13 protein-coding genes and 2 pseudogenes are annotated in these 18,869 nt (G+C 64.9%); 9 read left to right on the forward strand and 6 right to left on the reverse strand.

Features of this window, described 5'->3' with window-relative positions; genetic code table 11:
• Positions 1-81: 81 nt before the first annotated feature.
• Entirely contained in the window at positions 82-513 is a 432-nt protein-coding gene (locus KY499_RS12290; protein ID WP_123253861.1) for a universal stress protein, read from the reverse strand.
• A gap of 58 nt (positions 514-571) precedes the next feature.
• Positions 572-1,864: a PLP-dependent aminotransferase family protein gene (locus KY499_RS12295; protein WP_123253860.1), complete on the reverse strand. Its 1,293-nt coding sequence runs from the start codon at positions 1,862-1,864 to the stop codon at positions 572-574.
• Between the two features lie 403 nt (positions 1,865-2,267).
• On the opposite strand from KY499_RS12295, the gene KY499_RS12300 reads away from it, so the two are divergent.
• The 5 genes from KY499_RS12300 (at position 2,268) to KY499_RS12320 (ending at position 9,547) form a co-directional block, all read left to right on the forward strand.
• On the forward strand, positions 2,268-3,254 hold the full coding sequence (locus tag KY499_RS12300; protein WP_123253859.1) for an ABC transporter permease: 987 nt from the start codon (positions 2,268-2,270) through the stop codon (positions 3,252-3,254).
• A gap of 2 nt (positions 3,255-3,256) precedes the next feature.
• Positions 3,257-4,243, forward strand: coding sequence for an ABC transporter permease (locus KY499_RS12305; RefSeq protein WP_123253858.1), 987 nt, complete (start codon positions 3,257-3,259; stop codon positions 4,241-4,243).
• On the forward strand, positions 4,240-6,429 hold the full coding sequence (locus KY499_RS12310) for an ABC transporter ATP-binding protein (RefSeq protein ID WP_219885503.1): 2,190 nt from the start codon (positions 4,240-4,242) through the stop codon (positions 6,427-6,429). The genes KY499_RS12305 and KY499_RS12310 overlap by 4 nt, the downstream gene beginning before the upstream one ends.
• 51 nt (positions 6,430-6,480) lie before the next feature.
• Entirely contained in the window at positions 6,481-8,190 is a 1,710-nt protein-coding gene (locus KY499_RS12315; RefSeq protein WP_123253856.1) for an ABC transporter family substrate-binding protein, read from the forward strand.
• 298 nt (positions 8,191-8,488) lie between these two features.
• On the forward strand, positions 8,489-9,547 hold the full coding sequence (locus tag KY499_RS12320; protein ID WP_123253855.1) for a Gfo/Idh/MocA family oxidoreductase: 1,059 nt from the start codon (positions 8,489-8,491) through the stop codon (positions 9,545-9,547).
• A gap of 110 nt (positions 9,548-9,657) precedes the next feature.
• Here the strand turns inward: KY499_RS12320 and ald are convergent, their stop codons facing one another.
• Positions 9,658-10,776, reverse strand: coding sequence for an alanine dehydrogenase (gene ald, locus KY499_RS12325; protein WP_123253854.1), 1,119 nt, complete (start codon positions 10,774-10,776; stop codon positions 9,658-9,660).
• A 244-nt stretch (positions 10,777-11,020) separates the two neighbouring features.
• Here ald and KY499_RS12330 point away from each other — a divergent pair.
• Positions 11,021-12,242: pseudogene (locus KY499_RS12330) on the forward strand (PucR family transcriptional regulator).
• Here the strand turns inward: KY499_RS12330 and KY499_RS12335 are convergent.
• The 3 genes from KY499_RS12335 to ptsP form a co-directional block, all read right to left on the reverse strand.
• Entirely contained in the window at positions 12,239-12,508 is a 270-nt protein-coding gene (locus KY499_RS12335) for a hypothetical protein (RefSeq protein WP_183164384.1), read from the reverse strand. The pseudogene KY499_RS12330 and the gene KY499_RS12335 overlap by 4 nt on opposite strands.
• A 74-nt stretch (positions 12,509-12,582) precedes the next feature.
• Positions 12,583-13,005, reverse strand: coding sequence for a helix-turn-helix domain-containing protein (locus tag KY499_RS12340; RefSeq protein ID WP_123253852.1), 423 nt, complete (start codon positions 13,003-13,005; stop codon positions 12,583-12,585).
• Between the two features lie 50 nt (positions 13,006-13,055).
• Positions 13,056-14,741, reverse strand: coding sequence for a phosphoenolpyruvate--protein phosphotransferase (gene ptsP, locus KY499_RS12345; RefSeq protein ID WP_123253851.1), 1,686 nt, complete (start codon positions 14,739-14,741; stop codon positions 13,056-13,058).
• 155 nt (positions 14,742-14,896) lie between these two features.
• Here ptsP and KY499_RS12350 point away from each other — a divergent pair, with 155 nt between their 5' ends.
• The 3 genes and pseudogenes from KY499_RS12350 to KY499_RS12360 all read left to right on the forward strand — a co-directional run bounded on the left by KY499_RS12350 (position 14,897) and on the right by KY499_RS12360 (position 18,843).
• On the forward strand, positions 14,897-15,625 hold the full coding sequence (locus tag KY499_RS12350; RefSeq protein WP_123253850.1) for a TetR/AcrR family transcriptional regulator: 729 nt from the start codon (positions 14,897-14,899) through the stop codon (positions 15,623-15,625).
• 56 nt (positions 15,626-15,681) lie between these two features.
• Positions 15,682-17,695 (forward strand): annotated as a pseudogene (locus KY499_RS12355) (PTS mannitol transporter subunit IICBA).
• The gene (locus tag KY499_RS12360) at positions 17,695-18,843 is read left to right on the forward strand and encodes a mannitol-1-phosphate 5-dehydrogenase (RefSeq protein WP_123253848.1); all 1,149 of its coding nucleotides are present in this window, start codon (positions 17,695-17,697) and stop codon (positions 18,841-18,843) included. Before KY499_RS12355 ends, KY499_RS12360 begins: the two are co-directional and overlap by 1 nt.
• The last annotated feature ends 26 nt before the right edge of the window (positions 18,844-18,869 follow it).

An 18,869-nucleotide genomic window follows, 5' to 3' on the forward strand; every position in this document is an offset into this window, starting at 1 on the left:
GGTGGCAAAATCCTGTGCCGGGTGCTCAAGATGGCCAGACGGCCGGAGAGCGCCCGGCACAGGATTTTGGCGCGCCGCCGGCTACTTGGCGGAGTCGGTCTTGGCGATGTAGACATCGCACGGGGCATTGTGGGCCACGCTGTTGGCAACGCTGCCCAGCACCCGGCCGATCCCCTGCATGCGCCGGTTGCCGACAACAATCATCAAAGCGTTGGTCCGCGCGGCTTCCGCGATCAGAGCCTCTGCCGGCTTTCCGCGGGCCGCGGAATAGGTGACAGGGGTTTCGGCCGTTCGCAGCGACGACGCGACGTTCTTTGCAATCTTCTCGGCATTCCCGGCATCGGAAACGATCCAGGTGTCGCTGCCGCTGCCAAAGACCTCGGTCCTGTCACTGTCGAATGCGCTGACTACGTGCAGAGTGGCCCCGAGGGAGGCCGCCATGCCCAATGCAGTGCGGGCCGCCTTCATTGCAGTCTCGCTGCCGTCGACGCCCACCACGATGATTCCGGTCATTATTTGCTCCTCAGGTTCTGCGAAAAATCTTCGGTCACACACCAGCGCTTGACTCAGGCTACAGCGCGGCGATGGCTTCCCGCAGGACCGGCGCGAGGCGCCGGACACCTTCGCGGATCGATTCCGGTGGCACGGCGCTGAACGCGAGCCGCAGCTTGTTTGACGGCTCGTCCGAAGGCGAAAAAGCGGCACCCGGGATAAAGATGACCCCCGCATCGATCGCGGTCCGGAGCAGCGGATAGCTGTCCACCCCTTCGGGCAGGGTGACCCAGATGAAGAAGCCGCCTTCCGGATTCGTCCAGCTCAGGCCCTCGGGCATAAATTCCGCCAAGGCGGCGAGCATCGCATCGCAACGTTCCTTGTACAGGCCCCGGTACGTGACGATCTGGTCGCGCCAGTCGTAATCGCGGAGGTAGGCGGACACCAGCATCTGGTTGAGCGTCGGAGGGCAGAGGGTCACTGCCTCAGCGGCCAGATAATAACGGCGCTGCAGGTGGGCCGGAACGAGGGCCCAACCGATCCGCAGTCCCGGGGCGAAGATCTTCGAGAAGGATCCCATGTAGATGACGTCGTCGGGGTTGCCGGCCCGCAGCGGCGTCAGCGGTTCCCCGTCAAAGCGGAGTAGCCCGTATGGGTTGTCCTCCAAAATTAGAATATTCGCTTCACGGCATATGTCGACCGTCCGCTGCCGGCGTTCCGCGGAGAGCGTGATGCCGGAGGGGTTGTTGAAGCTCGGGATCGTGTACAGGAACTTGATGGCCTTGCCTTCGGCCTGCAGCGTCGCGATCTTAGCCTCGAGCAACTCGGGAACGATGCCGTCCCCGTCCATGGGTACCGGCTCAACCTGCACCTGGTACGCCTCGAAGGTGTTGAGTGCACCAACATAGGTCGGGTCCTCGACGAGGATGACGTCGCCAGGATTGCAAAAGACCTTGGTGGCAACATCCTGCGCGGACTGCGAACCGGCGGTAATAACGACGTTGGCCGGGTCCGCATCGAGGATCCCCTCCGCGGCCATGACCTCGCAAATCTGGGTGCGCAGTTCCTCGGTGCCTTGTCCTCCGCCATACTGCAGGGCTGTCAGCCCCTCTTCGGCAATGATCGCCGCGGCCGTCTGTCCCAGCCGATCAAGCGGCAACGATTGGAGGTACGGACTTCCTCCGGCGAGCGAGACGAGCCCCGGGCGCAGTGAGATGTCAAAGACGTCCCGGACGGCTGACTGTTTGATATTCGCGGCGCGCTCCGAGAAGAGGGTCTCGTGGCGATGGGCGGCCGTGGCCGCGCGTTCAATTGCTTCCAGGGCCTCGGCCGGGAGGTGTCCGGCGGCCGTATCAAGTGTTTCGTGGGTCACATTTCCCAGCCTACAGCCAGTGTTGTCTTGAAGAAAACTTTTGTTGACTTTGACCTCCTGCGGGCCGCCGGATCCGCCGCCGGCCCGCAGGAAACTGCATAACGATCGGGCCCCCGACCCGTGGTGCGCGGCGTGAAACGTCCACAACTAAGTAGTGTGATAGTTTCCTCGGGAATGTGATCCGCAACATAGTCTGCACCAGGGCTTGGCCGGAAGGCATGCGGAGGGCCAGGAACCCGAATGGCCTAGAGCCCGGAGCAGCGGTGACCACCGCCTGCCAGGGGACGACGGAAGGACCGATGATTGTGAATAATGGAATCACCCCGGCGTACGGCCCGGCAGGTCCAGGCTGTCACGCGATGACGGGATCCGAACAGACAATGCCGATCCAGAACTAGTCCCAATGCTCCGCTACCTCACCAAACGTGCCCTCACCTACGTCGTGATGATTTTCCTCACCACGAGTGCCGGGTACCTGCTTGCCGTGACGACGTTGCAGCCCGCACTGCTCGAACAGGAGCGGATTCCGCGGCCCACCCCGGAGCAAGTGGTCAACTCCTTCCGGCTCAAGGGACTCGACCCCACCCTCAGCCCCGGGGAACGCTACGTTGACTGGCTGACGGCCGTTCTCACCCGTTGGGATTGGGGGCAGAGTCCCAACGGAGCCTTCATCAACGCCGAATTCGGCGACCGTGTACTGATCTCCACCCGCCTGTTCCTGGCATCCATCATCCTGACACTCATCATCGGCGTCGCCCTCGGTGTCTTCACCGCCGCCCGCCAGTACAAGGCCTCGGACCGGGTGATCACGTCCTACAGCTACCTTATGTACATCGTCCCGGCACCGATCGCCTACTTCCTGGTGCAGCTCGGCGCCATCAACATCAACGAGACCGTCGGTGAGCGGATCTTCTTCGTCACGGGCATCTCCACCCCCGGGTTGGAGGGCAACGGCTGGGTCCAATTCGTGGACATGCTGGCGCACTACGCGGTTCCGACGTTCGCCATCACCATCGTGGGCTGGGGCGCCTACCAGATTTCCCAGCGCCAGTACCTGCTGGACAACGTCAATGCCGACTTCGTCCGGACCGCCCGGGCCAAAGGACTGACCCGGAACCAGGCCATTACCCGGCACGCCCTGCGCGTATCCTTCATCCCGGTGGCGCAAAGTATCGCCTTCACGATCCCGGCCATTTTCGCCGGCGGCTTCTTCGCGGAAAAGATCTTCGCCTGGCATGGGGTGGGCTCCTGGTCGATTGATTCCATCGCCCTGCAGGACGTCAACGCCGCAACGGCGACGCTCGCCTACGGATCGGTGATCTTCGCCATCGGCGCGATCCTGGCCGACTTCGCCACCACACTCGTTGACCCGAGGGTAAGGGTTCAGTAGCCATGACCAACCTCAACGCCCTGGACCCGGCCGCCGTCGCCGAGGAAGCCGCCATCGAGCACGACGGCGTTGTCATCGCCAAGTCGCGGATCATCCTGCGCCGGTTCCTGCGCAACAAGACCGCCGTCGCCGGTCTGGTCATCTTCGTGGCCCTGACGCTCTTCTCCTTCGTCGGCGGCTACTTCACCAGCTGGGACAAGGAGACGATCGACCCCTTCAACATCGGCATGGGCCCCTCGGCGGAACACCTGCTGGGCACGTCGCAGGCGGGTATAGACCTGTATTCCCTGACGGTGGAGGGCACCCGGATCTCAATCCTGATCGGACTCGTGGTGGGCCTCGTGTCCGTCTTGATTGCCGCGGTCTACGGCTGCACCATGGCGTATTTCGGCGGCAAGGTGGACAAGGTGATGCTTTTCATCCTGGAAGCCCTCATCATGATGCCTGCCCTGCTGGTGGTTGCTGTCGCCACGAGCGGCGGCGGCAGCGGGCTGAAAAGCAATCTCCCCAGCTGGCTGCTGCTCATTATCGTTTTGTTGATCTTCAGCTGGATGGGCACAGCCCGCCTCATCCGTTCCCTGTCGATGTCCCTCATGCAGCGGGACTTCGTCAAGGCCGCCCAGTACATGGGGATCCCGCCGCGCCGCATCGTGTGGCGGCACCTCGTGCCCAACATTGGATCCCTCCTGGTCCTTGACGTCACCCGCGGCGTGACCGGTGCCATCCTCGCCGAAGTGGCCTTCTCCTTTATTGGCATCGGCATCAAGGTTCCTGATGTCAGCCTGGGCGTGCTGATCGGGCAGGCCACCTCGCAGGTCTCCACCTTCCCGTGGATGTTCTGGGTGCCGCTGACTGTGATGTTCCTGCTGACCGGGTCGCTCGCCATGATGAATGACGGCCTGCGGGACGCCTTCGACCCCCACTCGAGCTCCATTGGCAGCGCCGCCGGGCGCAAAGCAAAGAAATCCGCAAAGAAGAAGACCTCATGAGCAGCGACCTCACCGCCAGCACCGACGCCGTCCATCCCGTGGCAGAACGGCTCCACGTCGCCGGGCTGCACGCCCCCACGGACGCCGTACTGTCCGTCCGGGACCTGAACGTCCGCTTCAACACCGAAAACGGTGTGGTGCATGCCGTCCGCGGCATCGACTTCGATCTGCTGCCGGGGAAGACCCTCGGCATCGTGGGTGAATCCGGCTCCGGCAAGTCCGTCACGTCCATGGCCGTTATGGGCCTGCTCCCCACCACCGCGCAGGTCACGGGCTCGGTCCGGCTCCTGGGCCAGGAACTGCTGGGCCTGAGCGACAAAGCCATGTGCCGGCACCGCGGCAAAGAACTGGCCATGGTGTTTCAGGATCCGCTGTCCTCGCTGACGCCGGTCTACACCGTCGGCAGCCAGATCATCGAGGCGCTGACGGTCCACAATCCGGGTATGAGCACGCAGGCCAAGACGGCCCGCGCCGCGGAGCTCCTGGCCATGGTGGGGATTGCGAGCCCGCAGGCGCGGCTCAAGTCCTTCCCGCACGAATTCTCCGGCGGCATGCGGCAGCGGGTCATGATCGCCATCGCGATCGCCAACAACCCCAGGGTGCTCATAGCCGATGAGCCGACGACGGCGCTGGACGTCACCATTCAAGCCCAGGTGCTTGAGGTACTGCATAAAGCGCAGGAGGAGACCGGCGCCGCCGTCGTGATGATCACCCACGACCTCGGCGTGGTGGCCGGGATGGCTGACGACATTATGGTCATGTACGCTGGCAAACCCGTCGAGAACGGCACCGTGGATGACATCTACTACCGGCCGCGCATGCCGTACACCATGGGACTGCTCGGAGCCGTACCCCGGGTGGACGCGGCGGAAAAAACCTCCCTCGTGCCGATCGACGGCATCCCGCCGAACCTCGTCCACACGCCCACGGGTTGCTCGTTCGCCCCGCGCTGCCCGCTCGCCAGCGACGCCTGCCTGCACGGGGAGCCCGCACTGCGGCCGGTGCCGGGAAGCGACGGGCATAAAGCGGCCTGCATCAAAACAGATTCCCTCGGCGATGTGGATGTCCGCGAGGTCTTCGCCGCCCCGCCCGTGCCCGTGTCCCGGTTCGACGCGACCCCGCGGGACGAGCGCAAGACCGTGCTGGAGCTCCGGGACGTCAGGAAGCATTTCCCGCTCCTGAAAGGCTCCTTGATCAAGCGCCGGATCGGGACCGTCAAAGCCGTGGATGGACTGAGCTTCGACATCCGCGAAGGCGAGTGCTTCTCGATCGTCGGCGAATCCGGCTGCGGCAAGACCACCACACTGCTCGAAATCATGGAGTTCCACAAAGACCAGGATGGCGAGGTGGTGATCGGCGGGCTCAGCAACAAATCGGCCGTCGACTCCAATGCCAAGGCCGCCATGCGCCGGCAGTTGCAAATGGTCTTCCAGGACCCAACCGGAGCCCTGGACCCGCGGTTCACGGTGTACGAGGTCCTGGCCGAGCCGCTGGAAAACGCCGGCATGTCCAAGCCGGCGATCCGGACGCGAATCATGGAGCTGATGAAGCTCGTGGGTCTGCAGCCGGACCACGTGAACCGGTTCCCCAATCAGTTCTCCGGCGGACAACGCCAGCGCATCGGCATCGCCCGCGCCTTGGCGGTAAACCCCAAACTGGTAGTTCTCGATGAACCCGTGTCCGCCCTCGACGTCTCGGTCCAGGCCGGCGTCATCAACCTGCTGGACGAACTCCGGGCCGAACTGGGACTGAGCTACCTCATGGTTGCCCACGATCTGTCCGTCGTGCGCCACATCTCCAACCGGGTGGCCGTGATGTATCTGGGCAAGATTGTGGAGATCGGCGACGTCGACGCCATCTTCGACAATCCCCGCCATCCGTACACCAGGGCCTTGCTCTCCGCGATCCCGATCCCGGATCCCCGGCTGGAGCGCAGCCGCGAACGCATCATCCTCGACGGCGACCTGCCGTCGCCGCTGGACGCGCCGGCAGGCTGCAATTTCGCCTCCCGCTGCCCGGTGTTCGCCGCGCTTCCGGCTGACAGGCAGGAGAAGTGCCTCACGCTGGAGCCGCCGCTGGAGTCCGAAGCAAGCCTGGCTGCGGACCCCCCGGACCAGCAGTTCGCGTGTTTCTTTCCCGACGGACCGCTCGACGCGGATCTGCTCGTGGTCCACCAAACCGACTGACTTACCTGATATACAGAGCACCAGGTCTCGTACAAAACGAAGGGAACACCCATGAAGAATCTGACCAGGATCGGCGGCGTTACCGCCGCCGTGGCGGCACTGACGCTCACCGCGTGCGGCGGCGGCGGCGCGGCTTCCGGCCCCGAAGCCGGCAAAGGCCAGGATGCGGGAAGTGATCTCGCCCAGCTCGTCAGCATCAATGCCAAGGACGCCAAGGACCTTGAGCCCGGCGGCACCGTGACGCTTCCGCTGGGCAACATCGGACCGAACTTCAACGGGTTCTCCAACGACGGCAACAGCGCGGACAACACCGCCCTGCACCGCCCGATCGACGGCGCCGGCACCTGGGGCTGCTGGACCTACGACTTCGACGGTACGGCGAGCGTCAACAAGGACTTCTGCGAGGAGTTCACGAGCGACGTCAAGGACGGCAAGCAGACCATCACCATCAAGGTCAATGACAAGGCCTCGTATAACGATGGCACGCCGATCGATGTCAAGACCTTCGAAAACACCTGGAACATGCTCAAGGGTGAGAACCCGGACATCGACATCGTCAGCTCCGGCGCGTACGAGTTCGTCGATTCGGTCAAGGCTGGCGCCAACGACAAGGAAGTCGTCGTCACCACCAGTCAGCCGGTCTACCCGCTCGATGCCCTCTTCACGGGCCTCGTGCACCCCAAGGTCAACACCCCGGAGCTCTTCAACACCGGGTTCACCGGAGACATGCACCCGGAGTGGATGGCCGGCCCGTTCAAGCTGGACCAGTACGACTCCGCCGCCAAGACCGTTACCCTGGCCCCGAACGAAAAATGGTGGGGTACCAAGCCGGTCCTGGATAAGGTCATCTTCCGTCAGCTGGAAAGCAGCGCCGCGATCGCAGCGTTCAAGAACGGTGAAATTGACGGCGTCAGCGCCAACACGATCACCCCGTACAAGCAGCTGGACGGCACCAAGAACTCCGAGGTGCGCCGCGGCCAGCGGCTCTTCGCCGGCGGCCTGAACATCAACGCCCAGAAGGCTCCGCTGACCGACGTCGCCATCCGCAAGGCAATCTTCACCGCCGTCGACCGTGAGGCCCTGCGCAACGTCCGTTTCAACGGCCTGAACTGGGAAGAAACCAGCTCCGGATCGATGATGCTGCTGCCGTTCTCCAAGTACTACCAGGACAACTACCCCGTCACCGAGACCGGAGCGGACGCTGCCAAAAAGGTCCTCACCGACGCAGGCTACGCGCCGAACGCGGCCGGCTTTATGGAAAAGGACGGCGTTCCGGCGGCCTTCTCGATCACCAACTTCGGTGACGATCCCACCACCCTGGCCTTCACCCAGACGCTGCAGAAGCAGCTTCAGGCCGGCGGTATGGACGTTGGAATCGACCAGCGCGCCTCGGCCGACTTCGGCAAGGTCCTGGGCGGCCGCGACTTCTTCCTGAGCGTCTCCGGCTACACCGTCGGACCGGACGCCACCGAGGCCGTGAAGCAGTTCTATGACTCCACCACCAACGAGAACGAGCTCGGCGACGCGGAGCTCGACGCAGAAATCAAGAAGCTCACCACGATTTCCGACGACGCCGAACGCAACAAGGCGGCCATGGACGTCGAAAAGAAGCACATGGCTAAGTACTTCTCGATGGGCGTCGTGATGAACGGCCCGCAGATCTCCTTCGTCCGCACCGGTCTGGCCAACTACGGCCCGTCGCTGTTCAAGAGCCTGTCCCAGGTTCCGGACTGGACCACCCTCGGGTGGGAAAAGAAGTAACGCCTCCCGCCAAACGGCAGAAGGCCGGCTCCCCCGTACCGTGGGGGTGCCGGCCTTTGCCGTCCCCAGCGACGCGTCCCCACCTTTCGCGGGTTTCCCCCGGACCCTTCCCCACGTTTTGAAGTGTTGAGGGCGGTGCCCCCTCACATCCGGTGCGGAAGCGTTCAGGAAATAGCTGCAGGATGTGGGGAAGGATCGGTTCAAACCCTGCAGGATGTGGGGAAGGATCGGCTTTAGCCCTGCAGGATGTGGGGGAGGGTCGGTTTGCCAGGGTGGGTCCGGGGGTAGCGTAGGAGCCATGACTTCTGAATCCCGTGGTGCTATCCGGACCGCCGTCGCCGGTTTCGGCCTGTCCGGCAGCGTTTTTCATGCCCCGCTGCTGGCTGCGAACCCAGCGTATTCGTTCGATTTGGTTGCCACCTCTGATCCGACCCGAAAGTCCGCGGCCGCAACCCGGTATCCGGAGGCCCGGATCGTGGACACTCCGGCGGAGATCCTGGAGCGGGCCGATGAGGTGGACCTGCTGGTGTTGGGGACGCCGCCGGCTACCCACTATCCGCTCGCGAAGGCCGCGCTGGAAGCCGGTCTCGACGTCGTCGTGGACAAACCCTTCACGGTTCGCAGTGCCGAAGGCGAGGAGTTGATTGCTTTGGCTGCCCGGCTGGGACGCGTCCTGACGGTGTTCCAGAACCGGCGCTGGGACGGGGACTTCCGCACCGTGCAGTCCCTTCTCGCCTCCGCTGCACTGGGTACCGTGACACGGTTTGAATCGCGCTTCGAACGGTGGGCGCCAACAGTGGTCAAGGCCTGGAAAGCCAACGCGACCGTGCACGACGGCGGGGGCGTCCTCTTCGACCTGGGTACCCACCTGCTGGACCAGTCCCTCCAGCTTTTCGGCCCGGCCACGGTCACACACGCCGAACTGGACACGCGGCGGCCCGGGGCCAAAGTCGACGACGACGTGTTCCTGGCTTTGCGCCACGACTCAGGGGTGACCAGCCACCTCTGGATGAACATGCTCTGCGCCCAGCAGGGACCGCGCTACCGGTTGCTGGGCAGCGAGGGCGGATTCACCAAGCATGGCGTGGACCCGCAGGAGCCCTACATTGCCGCCGGGGGCAGCCCGCTGGACGCTGACTACGGTCTGGAGGACCCGGCCTGGGCAGGGCTTCTGGGCCGGGACGGCCATGGAGACCGGCTGCCCACCGAACGCGGCGCGTACCCGGAGTTCTACCGGATCCTCGCAGAGAAGATCAATGACGGTGGCGCCGGCTCGGGGCTGCCCGCCCCGGTGGACCCGGCGGGGCCGGTTGCTGTGCTGCGGCTGATCGAGCAGGCCAGGAAACTCGCGAATTAAACGGGCAACGGCAGCAATCCTCCGCGTGCTCGCTTGGCCGCACGCTTCCGGATAACTGCCGTTGCCCAAACCGCTGACGTCAGCCTGTCGACCAGCGGGTTTATCTTTGCTTAGGCCGGGACGAGCTCGTGCCAGTCCGCCACGAGCGGCAGGTCGTGCGCCTCGGAGACGGAGCGGTGGGCGACCTGGCCGGCAGCGATGTTGAGGCCGGCCGCGAGGGTGGCGTCGCGCTCGAAGGCCGCCTTGATACCCAGGTTGGCCAAGGCCACGGCGTAGCGCAGCGTGACGTTGGTCAGCGCGTAGGTCGAGGTGTTCGGGACCGCGCCGGGCATGTTGGCAACGCAGTAGAAGATCGTGTTGTGGACCCTGTACGTCGGCTCCTGGTGTGTGGTCGGGTGGGTGTCCTCGAAGCAGCCGCCCTGGTCCACCGCGATGTCCACCAGCACGGAACCGGGCTTCATCCGGGAGACGAGTTCGTTGGTGACCAGCTTCGGGGCCTTGGCGCCCGGAATCAGCACGGAACCGATCACAAGGTCGGCGTCGACCACGGACTTCTCGATCTCATAGGAGTTGGAGGCAACCGTCTTGAGCCGGCCCTGGTACTGCGCGTCGAGTTCGCGGAGGCGGTTGATGTTGATGTCCAGGATCGTGACGTCGGCGCCGAGGCCCAGGGCCATGGCAGCGGCGTTGGTTCCGGCGACCCCGGCGCCGAGCACCACGACCTTGGCCGGGCGGACGCCCGGGACGCCGCCGAGCAGAACGCCCTTGCCGCCGGCCGGGGCCATCAGGGAAGTCGCACCGACCTGGACGGACAACCGGCCGGCAACCTCGGACATCGGAGCCAGCAGCGGCAGAGTGCGGCCTTCCTGGACCGTCTCGTAGGCGATGGCGGTGACGCCGGCATTGATCAGTGCCCGGGTCAGTTCCGGCTCGGCAGCCAAGTGCAGGTAGGTGAAGAGGATCAGGCCCTTGCGGAAGCGGTGATATTCGGCCTTGATCGGTTCCTTGACCTTCATGACCATCTCGGCCCGGGCCCACACGTCGTCGGCGTCGGCCACAATCTCGGCACCGGCAATCGCGTATTCCTCGTCCGTGATCCCGGAGCCGAGGCCCGCGCCGCGTTCGACCAGCACGGTGTGCCCGTGAGTGCGGAATTCGTGGACTCCGGCGGCCGTAATGGCGACGCGGAATTCGTTGTTCTTGATCTCTTTGGGGATACCGATAATCATTTTTGACTCCAGTGGTGGCGGCCTCATGGGCCTGATCGGGCTGGCTTTTCTACTCTCCAGAATAGGTCCCGCTGTGACGGGGGCTACAGGATGCCTCGCTGGGCCCGCTCCCAAACTCTTGAGTTTCCGGGCTTTTTGTCAATTTAGGTTCGACATTTGTCGAGCCTGGAAGCGTCAAGTGTCGCCTGCTGTAGGTCTGCCCCGGGTTCGCGGGGCGGACGGCAGGGCAGAGTAGTCTGGCAACATGCACCAGCAGGACGTCGAACAGCTCGTGGAGCGCGTGGCACTCAGGCTCGGACGCGGCCTTTCACTCGAAGATCTCGACGGGCTTCTGCTCGCCTATAGCTCCAACCAGTCGCACGCGGACAGGGTGCGGGTGAATTTCCTGCTCAGCAAGCGGGTGCCGGCCGATGTCACTGCCTGGCAGTTGTCCCACGGGATCGGGACGGCGGTGCGTCCCGTCGTCGTCCCTGCCAACGACGAACTCGGGATGCTGGGGCGCGTCTGCGTGCCGCTGATGGTGCGGGGCTTCCGGGTGGGCTACCTGTGGGTTCAGCTCGACCTGGATGACCCCGGGGCGGCGCCGGTCCTCGCGGGACTGCCCGACGTCGCCAGCGAGCTGGAGCAGCTCTCGACCCTGCTGCTGGAGTCCAACACTGCGGAATCAGAGTTCCGCCGCCGCCGGGAGCAGGACTTTATGGCGGCCTGCGCCGGGGACATGAACGCGCTGGCTGCCGTGGCCGGCTGGAAGGAAATCCAGGGCCGCGGACCGTGGCTGCTCGTGACGGTCCTGGACGCCGACGGCTGGGCTGAAGGAGCAGACCCGTTAGCGGCCACCCTCATCCACCGCTCAGCCGCGCTCCAGGCGACCATCGGGGTGGATGCGGCCCTTTTCAGTGCCGGCACTGAAACCCACGCTGTTGTGCTCTTCCGCGAATCAACCGGCCGCGCCGACCATGCCCAGGTGCTGGTCCACTATCAGCTCGAACTGGCCAAACGCTCCGGCAGGCCGGTCCACCGGATCATTCTCGGCGCGAGCGAGGGTTTCGCCAAGCCCCGGGAGCTGGCCGAAGCCTACCGGCAGTCGCGCCAGGCCGCCCAGGGCCGCAGCGGTGGATCCACGCCTGGGCGAACTCGTCGATTGCCGCGCCACCGGCGTCTACCAGGTCCTGGCCTCGGCTGGCGGCGGTGCCGCGGCCTGGGCGGACTCGGGTTCCGTGTACTTCCGTGTCCTGGAGGACCACGATCGGAACAACGAGCTGCTCTCAGTGCTGGAACTGTTTTACGACAACGACGGTTCGGTCCAGGAAGTGGCAGCCCGGCTGCACCTGCACCGAAGCAGCATCTACAACCGGCTGGGGCGGATCCGCCAGTTGCTCGGCGTGGATCCGCTCAAGGGGACGGTGCGGCTTGAACTGCATGCTGCACTCAAGGCGCGCCGCTGGGCCGGGCGGCCGCGGATCTAGCCGGCGCGGCCTTCGCGTTTGGGCGACTCGGGGTCCAGGGAAAAATCCGGGTCCGTCGGGCTGGCCGCCTTGTCCGCCTTGGCCCGGGCCGCCTTTCGGCGCCGGCGGGCCAGTCGGCTGTCCGTCCACAGGGCCACGGCCACAAACGCCACGCAACTGGCCATAAACGTCGCCGTGTCGTTCAGCCCAAGCGTGGTCCCAAGGACACCGGCGAGAACCATGGCGGCAATGCCCGCCATGATGTGCCATCCCCTGAAATTACCCACAATTCAAGCCTAACGCCCGGCGCAGGCGCCTTTCCGTGCGCCACCGGGATCGTTGCTTGATCCTTATCACTGCTTCACGAAGGACCCGGAGCATCGTCATCCAGATGTGCCGCGGCGCTGCCCGCAGTATTGTTCTTCCTCTGCGTCGCCAGCCACGCCGTGATATCGGCGAGCCGGATCCGCCGGTGCGTTCCGCGGTATTCCACCGGGATCTCGCCCCGGTCGGTCAGGTTCCGCAGGTACGTGTGCGAGATACCGGCCAGCTCGGCTGCCTTGGAAGTGGTCAGCATTTCCTCGACGCTGCTGACCGTGACCGCTTCGCCCCGGCTGAAACGGCCCAGCAGATCGACGACGGCGTCCCTCGCCTGCGGCGGGAGCCGATGCACCGTGCCGTCGACGAAGACGGTGATGTCACTGCTGCCGCCGAGGGCATAGCGGAGCTTTTGCGCGTCGTCGGCGGGGAGGCCGGCCGTCACCCGGGGTGCTATGAGGGTCATGGGTGCATCCTAACGGAGAGCTGCCCCTGGGCCCGCGGTGAAGCGCACTGTCACAGGCCGAGTTCCTCGAGGACCGGAAGCTTTGCCCGCACGAGTGCGCGGGCTTCGGCGGCGCTGGGGGCGGAGAGCGCCAGCTTGGCCAGCTCCTGCGCTTCCTCAAGGGTCACGGTCTTCAGCACGGCGGCCACGGCCGCGATTGAACGGGCCGTCATGGACAGGGTGGTGACACCCAGGCCGGTGAGGACGACGGCGAGGGCCGGATCTGCGGCCGCCTCGCCGCAGACGCCCACCGGCTTGTTGTGACCTTCAGCTGCCGAGCCTTCAACGGTGAGGCCGACAAGACGGAGCACGGCCGGCTGCCAGGGGGAGTTCAGTGCCGCGAGGGGGCCGAGCTGGCGGTCTGCGGCCATGGCGTACTGGGTGAGGTCGTTGGTGCCGAGGCTGGCAAAACCGACTTCCCGCAGGATGGACTCAGCGGTCAGGGCGGCCGAGGGGACCTCGACCATCACGCCAGGAGTCTTGATCCCGGCCTCCGCGCACATCCCGGCGAAGCGGGCAGCCTCCTCCGCGGTGGAAATCATCGGTGCCATAACCCAGACGTCCGCCTCCGATGCCTGTTCGGCCTGGGCAATGGCCTGCAGTTGGCGCGCAAGCACGCCGGGCGTCGTGGTGTCCGTACGGTAACCGCGCACACCCAGGGCCGGGTTGGGCTCGGTGGCGTCGGTCAGGAAGGGCAGTGGTTTGTCAGCTCCGGCGTCGAGGGTGCGCAGTACCACTTTCTTCCCCGGAAAAGCGTCGAAAACTCCCTTGTACGCGGCGGCCTGTTCCTCCACCGTGGGCTCGGTCTCCCGCTCCAGGAAGCAGAACTCGGTCCGGAACAACCCGACGCCCTGGGCATTGAGCGCCGCGGCGGCAACGGCATCCTTGGCGCCGCCCACGTTGGAGAGGAGCGGAACGAGGTGGCCGTCCGCCGTCGCGCCGTTGCCATCGAATTCGGACAGCAGCGACGCGGTCGCGGCCCACTGGGCAGCGGCGGCGTGTTCGGACTCCCCGGGCCCAGCGATGATGCTGCCGGCGGCACCGTCGACGTAAACTTCGGTGCCATCGGCGAGTTCGTCGACGCCGGCCGCGGCCACCACGGCCGGCAGGCCCAGCGAGCGGGCGATGATGGCGGTGTGTGACTGCGGGCCGCCGCCGGCCGTGACAAGGGCGAGGATTTTTTCCGGGTCCAGGGTCGCGGTGTCCGCCGGGGCCAGGTCCTCGGCGACGAGGATGAACGGGGTGTCAGAGGCGGGGATGCCGGGGGCTGCAACGCCGCGCAGTGCCGCCACAATCCGGGCCCGCACATCCAGGACGTCCGTGGCGCGCTCGGCCATGTACCCGCCCAGATTGTGCAGCATTTCGGCGACGGATCCGCCGGCTTCCCAGATGGCACGCTGGCTGGACGTGCCGCGGCCGATCAGCTTGGCGGCCGCCTTCAGCAGCATGGTGTCGGTGGCCATGAGGGCCGTCGCCTCCAGCACGGCTTTTCCGTCGCCGCTGACCGTCTCGGACCGGGCCTTGAGCTCGTCGTGGACGGCTTTGGCGGCCACTTTCATCGCCGCGGTGGCCTCCTCGGCCGTAACGCCGTCAGGCAGGACCTCGCCGGCGGGAGGCTCGCTGATTGGTTTGGGCATCTGGCGAATGGTGCCGATGATCCGGCCGGGGCTGACGCCTACTCCTGGGAAATTCTGCACTGAAGGTCCTCATTTTCTGCCGGCTGCCGTGCCCATCGATACACGGGGCTGGGAGCAACTGCCTGGCGCTGGTAATGCTTCGATAATTTTGCGTTTCTAAAAAGTGTATGTGATCCACTTCATATAGCGCTGCTATAGGTGCTAGGCTAGCGGTTATGAGCGCGAATGGCGAGTTACCGGCAAAGACGCGGCTACTGCAGGCTGCTGCCGGATTACTCGCTGCATCGGCCGGCGGACCAATCTCCACCCGGCAGATAACACAGGCGGCGGGCGTCACGGCCCCGACCCTGTATCACCACTTCGGTGACAAAGAAGGGCTCTTTGACGCAGTCATTGCTGAAGGTTTCAGAGCCTATGTTGCGGGCGAACGTGATTTCGCCCCGTCCGGACGGCCTATGGAGGACATCCGGCGCATGTGGGACAACCATGTGCACTTCGGGCTCGCTAATCCCGAGCTCTACCTTGTTATGTTCGGCAACATCCGTCCTGAAAGCCGCCCCTCTGTCATCGCTGATGCCGAAGCGCTGATGGAAGAACTGCTGAACAAGGCCGCCGTTATTGGTCACTTGAATGTGCCACCGCGCGAAGCCGCCAGAAGCATTCTGGCCGCTACCGTGGGCGTCACGCTCATGCTGATATCCGAGCGGGCGGCCGAACGCAACCTTGAGTTGTCCGCGATGACGCGCGACGCCATGGTCCTGGCTGTCTCCACAGACAAGGCCAAGGCGTCGGGGGCAGAATCCTCCGGCGAGTCCTCCGTTGTAGTGGCCGCGATCGCCCTGAATGCGGCGCTCCAGTCCTCAGAATCGGACCAGCTCTCCAGCTCCGAACTTAAGCTCTTCCTCGAATGGCTCCACCGGATCTCCACCAGCACCAATAACTGATCCGCGCCACATACACCCATCCTGCGCTGGCGCAGGAGTGACGTTTAGGAAATCACATGGCAACAGATACAGTTGCAAAACCCCGCACGAGTGCACGCGTTCATGTGCAGAAATTCGGGACGTTCCTGTCCGGCATGATCATGCCCAACATCGGCGCGTTCATCGCCTGGGGCATCATCACAGCACTCTTTATTGAGAAGGGCTGGTTCCCGGTCGCGGCGCTGGGCGGCTTCGGCACCAACGACGCCGGAGATCCGAACGTCGGCCTCGTAGGCCCCATGATCATCTACTTGCTGCCCCTGTTGATCGGCTACACCGGCGGCAAGATGGTGTATGACGTCCGAGGTGGCGTTCTTGGTGCCATCGGCACCATGGGCGTGATTGTCGGAGCCGGCATCCCGATGTTCATCGGTGCCATGATCATGGGCCCGCTCGGCGGCTGGACCATGAAGAAGATCGACGCCATCTGGGACGGCAAGATCCGCCCCGGTTTCGAAATGCTGGTGAACAACTTCTCCGCCGGCATCTGGGGCTCACTGCTGGCAATGCTCGGCTTCTACGGCATCTCGCCGCTGGTCTCGGCTTTCAGCACGGGCGCCGGAAACGTGGTCCAGTTCCTCGTCAGCAACGGCCTCCTGCCGCTGACCAGCATCTTTATCGAACCGGCCAAGGTGCTCTTCCTGAACAACGCCATCAACCACGGCGTTCTCACCCCGCTGGGCGTCCAGCAGTCGCTGGAGCAGGGCAAGTCCATCCTGTTTCTCCTCGAGGCCAATCCCGGCCCGGGCCTGGGCATCCTGCTCGCCTACATGTTCTTCGGCCGTGGCATCGCCAAGGGTTCTGCCCCCGGTGCCGCCATCATCCACTTCTTCGGTGGCATCCACGAAATCTACTTCCCGTACGTACTGATGCGCCCGCTGCTGATCCTCGCGGCGATCGCGGGCGGTATGACTGGAGTCGCGACGCTGGCCGTCACCAACGCAGGCCTCGTGGCTCCGGCAGCTCCGGGATCCATCATTGCTGTACTCGCCCAGACCAGCCGGGACAGCTACCTCGGTGTCATCCTCTCCGTCCTGCTGGCAACAACCGTGTCCTTCCTGGTCGCGTCGGTGATCCTCAAGACGGGCAAGGTCTCGAGTGAGGACGAACTCCACGAGGCAACCGCCAAGATGGAAGGAATGAAGGGCAAGAAGAGCTCCGTTTCCTCCGCCCTGGTCGGCGGCGGCGGGGTGGCTGTTATGGCCGGCCCGATCCGCAACATTGTGTTTGCCTGCGACGCCGGCATGGGTTCCAGCGCCATGGGCGCAACGGTTCTGCGCAACAAGATCAAGGCGGCCGGATTCCCGGACGTCAAGGTCACCAACTCTGCGATCGCCAGCCTCACCGACACGTATGACGTTGTGATCACTCATCAGGATCTGACCGAAAGGGCCAAACCCCTGACGAGCCAGGCACTGCACTACTCGGTGGACAACTTCATGAGCAGCCCGCGCTACGACGAAGTGGTGGAGCTCGTCCAGCACAGCAACACCGCTGGTGCGCAAGAATCGGCTCCGGCCGCCGGCGCGGCGGCTGCGACTGAACCGGCAACCGGTGGCGCGCACGTGGCCCCGGCAGCTGACGCTGACGGCGGCCCCCGCCGGCATCCTCGTGGCCGAGAGCGTTGTCCTGAACGGCACCGCAACCACGCGGGACCAGGCGATCGATGAGGCCGGCCAGCTCCTGCTGGACCGCGGCGCCGTCGACTCCGGGTACCTGGACGCCATGCACGAGCGGGAGGAATCCGTGTCAACGTACATGGGCAGCTACCTCGCGATCCCGCACGGCACCAACGCGGCCAAGGACCACATCCTGAAGTCCGCAGTCTCCGTGATCCGTTACCCCCAGGGCATCGACTGGAACGGCAAGGAGGTCAAGTTCGTTGTTGGCGTCGCCGGCATCAACAACGAACACCTGCACATCCTGTCCTCCATCGCCAAGGTGTTCACCAGCAAGGAACAGGTCGCCCAGCTTGAGGCGGCAACCACCGTCGAGGAAGTCCTGGATCTCTTCGGAAAGGTGAATTCATAGTGAAGGCAGTCCACTTTGGGGCCGGAAACATCGGGCGTGGATTCGTGGGCCTGCTGCTGCACGAAGCTGGCTATGAGGTGGTGTTCGCCGACGTCGCGTCGGAGCTCATCGACCAGCTCGCCGCCGCGGACAGCTACCAGGTCCACGAGGTGGGCGAGCAGCCCGCCGTGCGCACGGTTGACAATTTCCGGGCCCTGAACTCCGGTAGCCAGGAGGCGGATGTCGTTGCGGAGATCGCGACGGCGGACATCGTCACCACCGCGGTCGGGCCGCACATCCTGAAGTTCGTGGCGCCCGTCATCGCCCGGGGCATCGCCGCCCGGGCGGCGGGTCTGCCGCCGCTGCAGGTGATGGCGTGTGAAAACGCCATCAACGCGACGGACCTCCTCAGGGCCGAAGTGGAGGGCCGTTGGGATACGGCCGTTGGTTCCCTTGCCGGGGCGGCCGTGTTTGCCAACACGGCAGTGGACCGGATTGTGCCCAACCAGGCGCCGGGACAGGGGCTCGACGTGACCGTGGAGACCTTCTATGAGTGGGTCATCGACCGCACTCCGTTCGCGGGCCATGCACCGGTTATCCCGGGCGCGACCTTCGTGGACGAGCTGGGGCCGTACATTGAGCGCAAGCTGTTCACGGTCAATACGGGGCACGCCTCGGCGGCCTACTTCGGTTTCGAGGCCGGGCTGGAGAAGATTTCCGATGCCATGGCCGATCAGGATGTCGCCGCCGATGTGCGCGCTGTCCTGGACGAAACCAAGGAACTGCTGGTCGCGAAGCATGGCTTCAACCGGGACGAGCAGGAAGCGTATGTGCAGAAGATCCTTGGCCGCTTCACGAATCCGCACCTGCCGGACACGGTGAACCGGGTGGGGCGCGCCCCGCTGCGCAAGCTGAGCCGGAACGAGCGGTTCATCGGCCCTGCCGCTGAGCTGGCTGAGCGGGGAATTGTCCCGGAGGCGCTGCTGGGCGCCATGGCCGCCGCGCTGCGCTTCAACGATCCGGCAGACGCAGAGGCCGTTGAGCTCGGCAAGATCCTGGCCGAATCCAGCGCGGAAGAGGCCACGGCGAAGATTACTGGCCTGGCGGCGGAACATCCGCTCTTCCCGGCCGTGCGGAGCCTGGTCCAGGAGCGGCAGACCGAATCCTGAGCTGACAACTGAACCACCACAAAGCC

It is taken from the genome of Arthrobacter sp. PAMC25284, from assembly GCF_019443425.1.
GTDB classification, from domain to species: Bacteria; Actinomycetota; Actinomycetes; order Actinomycetales; family Micrococcaceae; genus Arthrobacter; species Arthrobacter oryzae_A.

Bases quoted from the DNA above. Each gene is read 5' to 3' on its own strand.
- KY499_RS12315 (WP_123253856.1), top strand. From the start codon at position 6,481: ATGAAGAATCTGACCAGGATCGGCGGCGTTACCGCCGCCGTGGCGGCA.
- KY499_RS12305 (WP_123253858.1), top strand. From the start codon at position 3,257: ATGACCAACCTCAACGCCCTGGACCCGGCCGCCGTCGCCGAGGAAGCC.
- KY499_RS12290 (WP_123253861.1), bottom strand. From the start codon at position 513: ATGACCGGAATCATCGTGGTGGGCGTCGACGGCAGCGAGACTGCAATG.
- KY499_RS12310 (WP_219885503.1), top strand. From the start codon at position 4,240: ATGAGCAGCGACCTCACCGCCAGCACCGACGCCGTCCATCCCGTGGCA.
- KY499_RS12340 (WP_123253852.1), bottom strand. From the start codon at position 13,005: ATGACCCTCATAGCACCCCGGGTGACGGCCGGCCTCCCCGCCGACGAC.
- ald (WP_123253854.1), bottom strand. From the start codon at position 10,776: ATGATTATCGGTATCCCCAAAGAGATCAAGAACAACGAATTCCGCGTC.
- KY499_RS12350 (WP_123253850.1), top strand. From the start codon at position 14,897: ATGAGCGCGAATGGCGAGTTACCGGCAAAGACGCGGCTACTGCAGGCT.
- KY499_RS12300 (WP_123253859.1), top strand. From the start codon at position 2,268: ATGCTCCGCTACCTCACCAAACGTGCCCTCACCTACGTCGTGATGATT.
- KY499_RS12320 (WP_123253855.1), top strand. From the start codon at position 8,489: ATGACTTCTGAATCCCGTGGTGCTATCCGGACCGCCGTCGCCGGTTTC.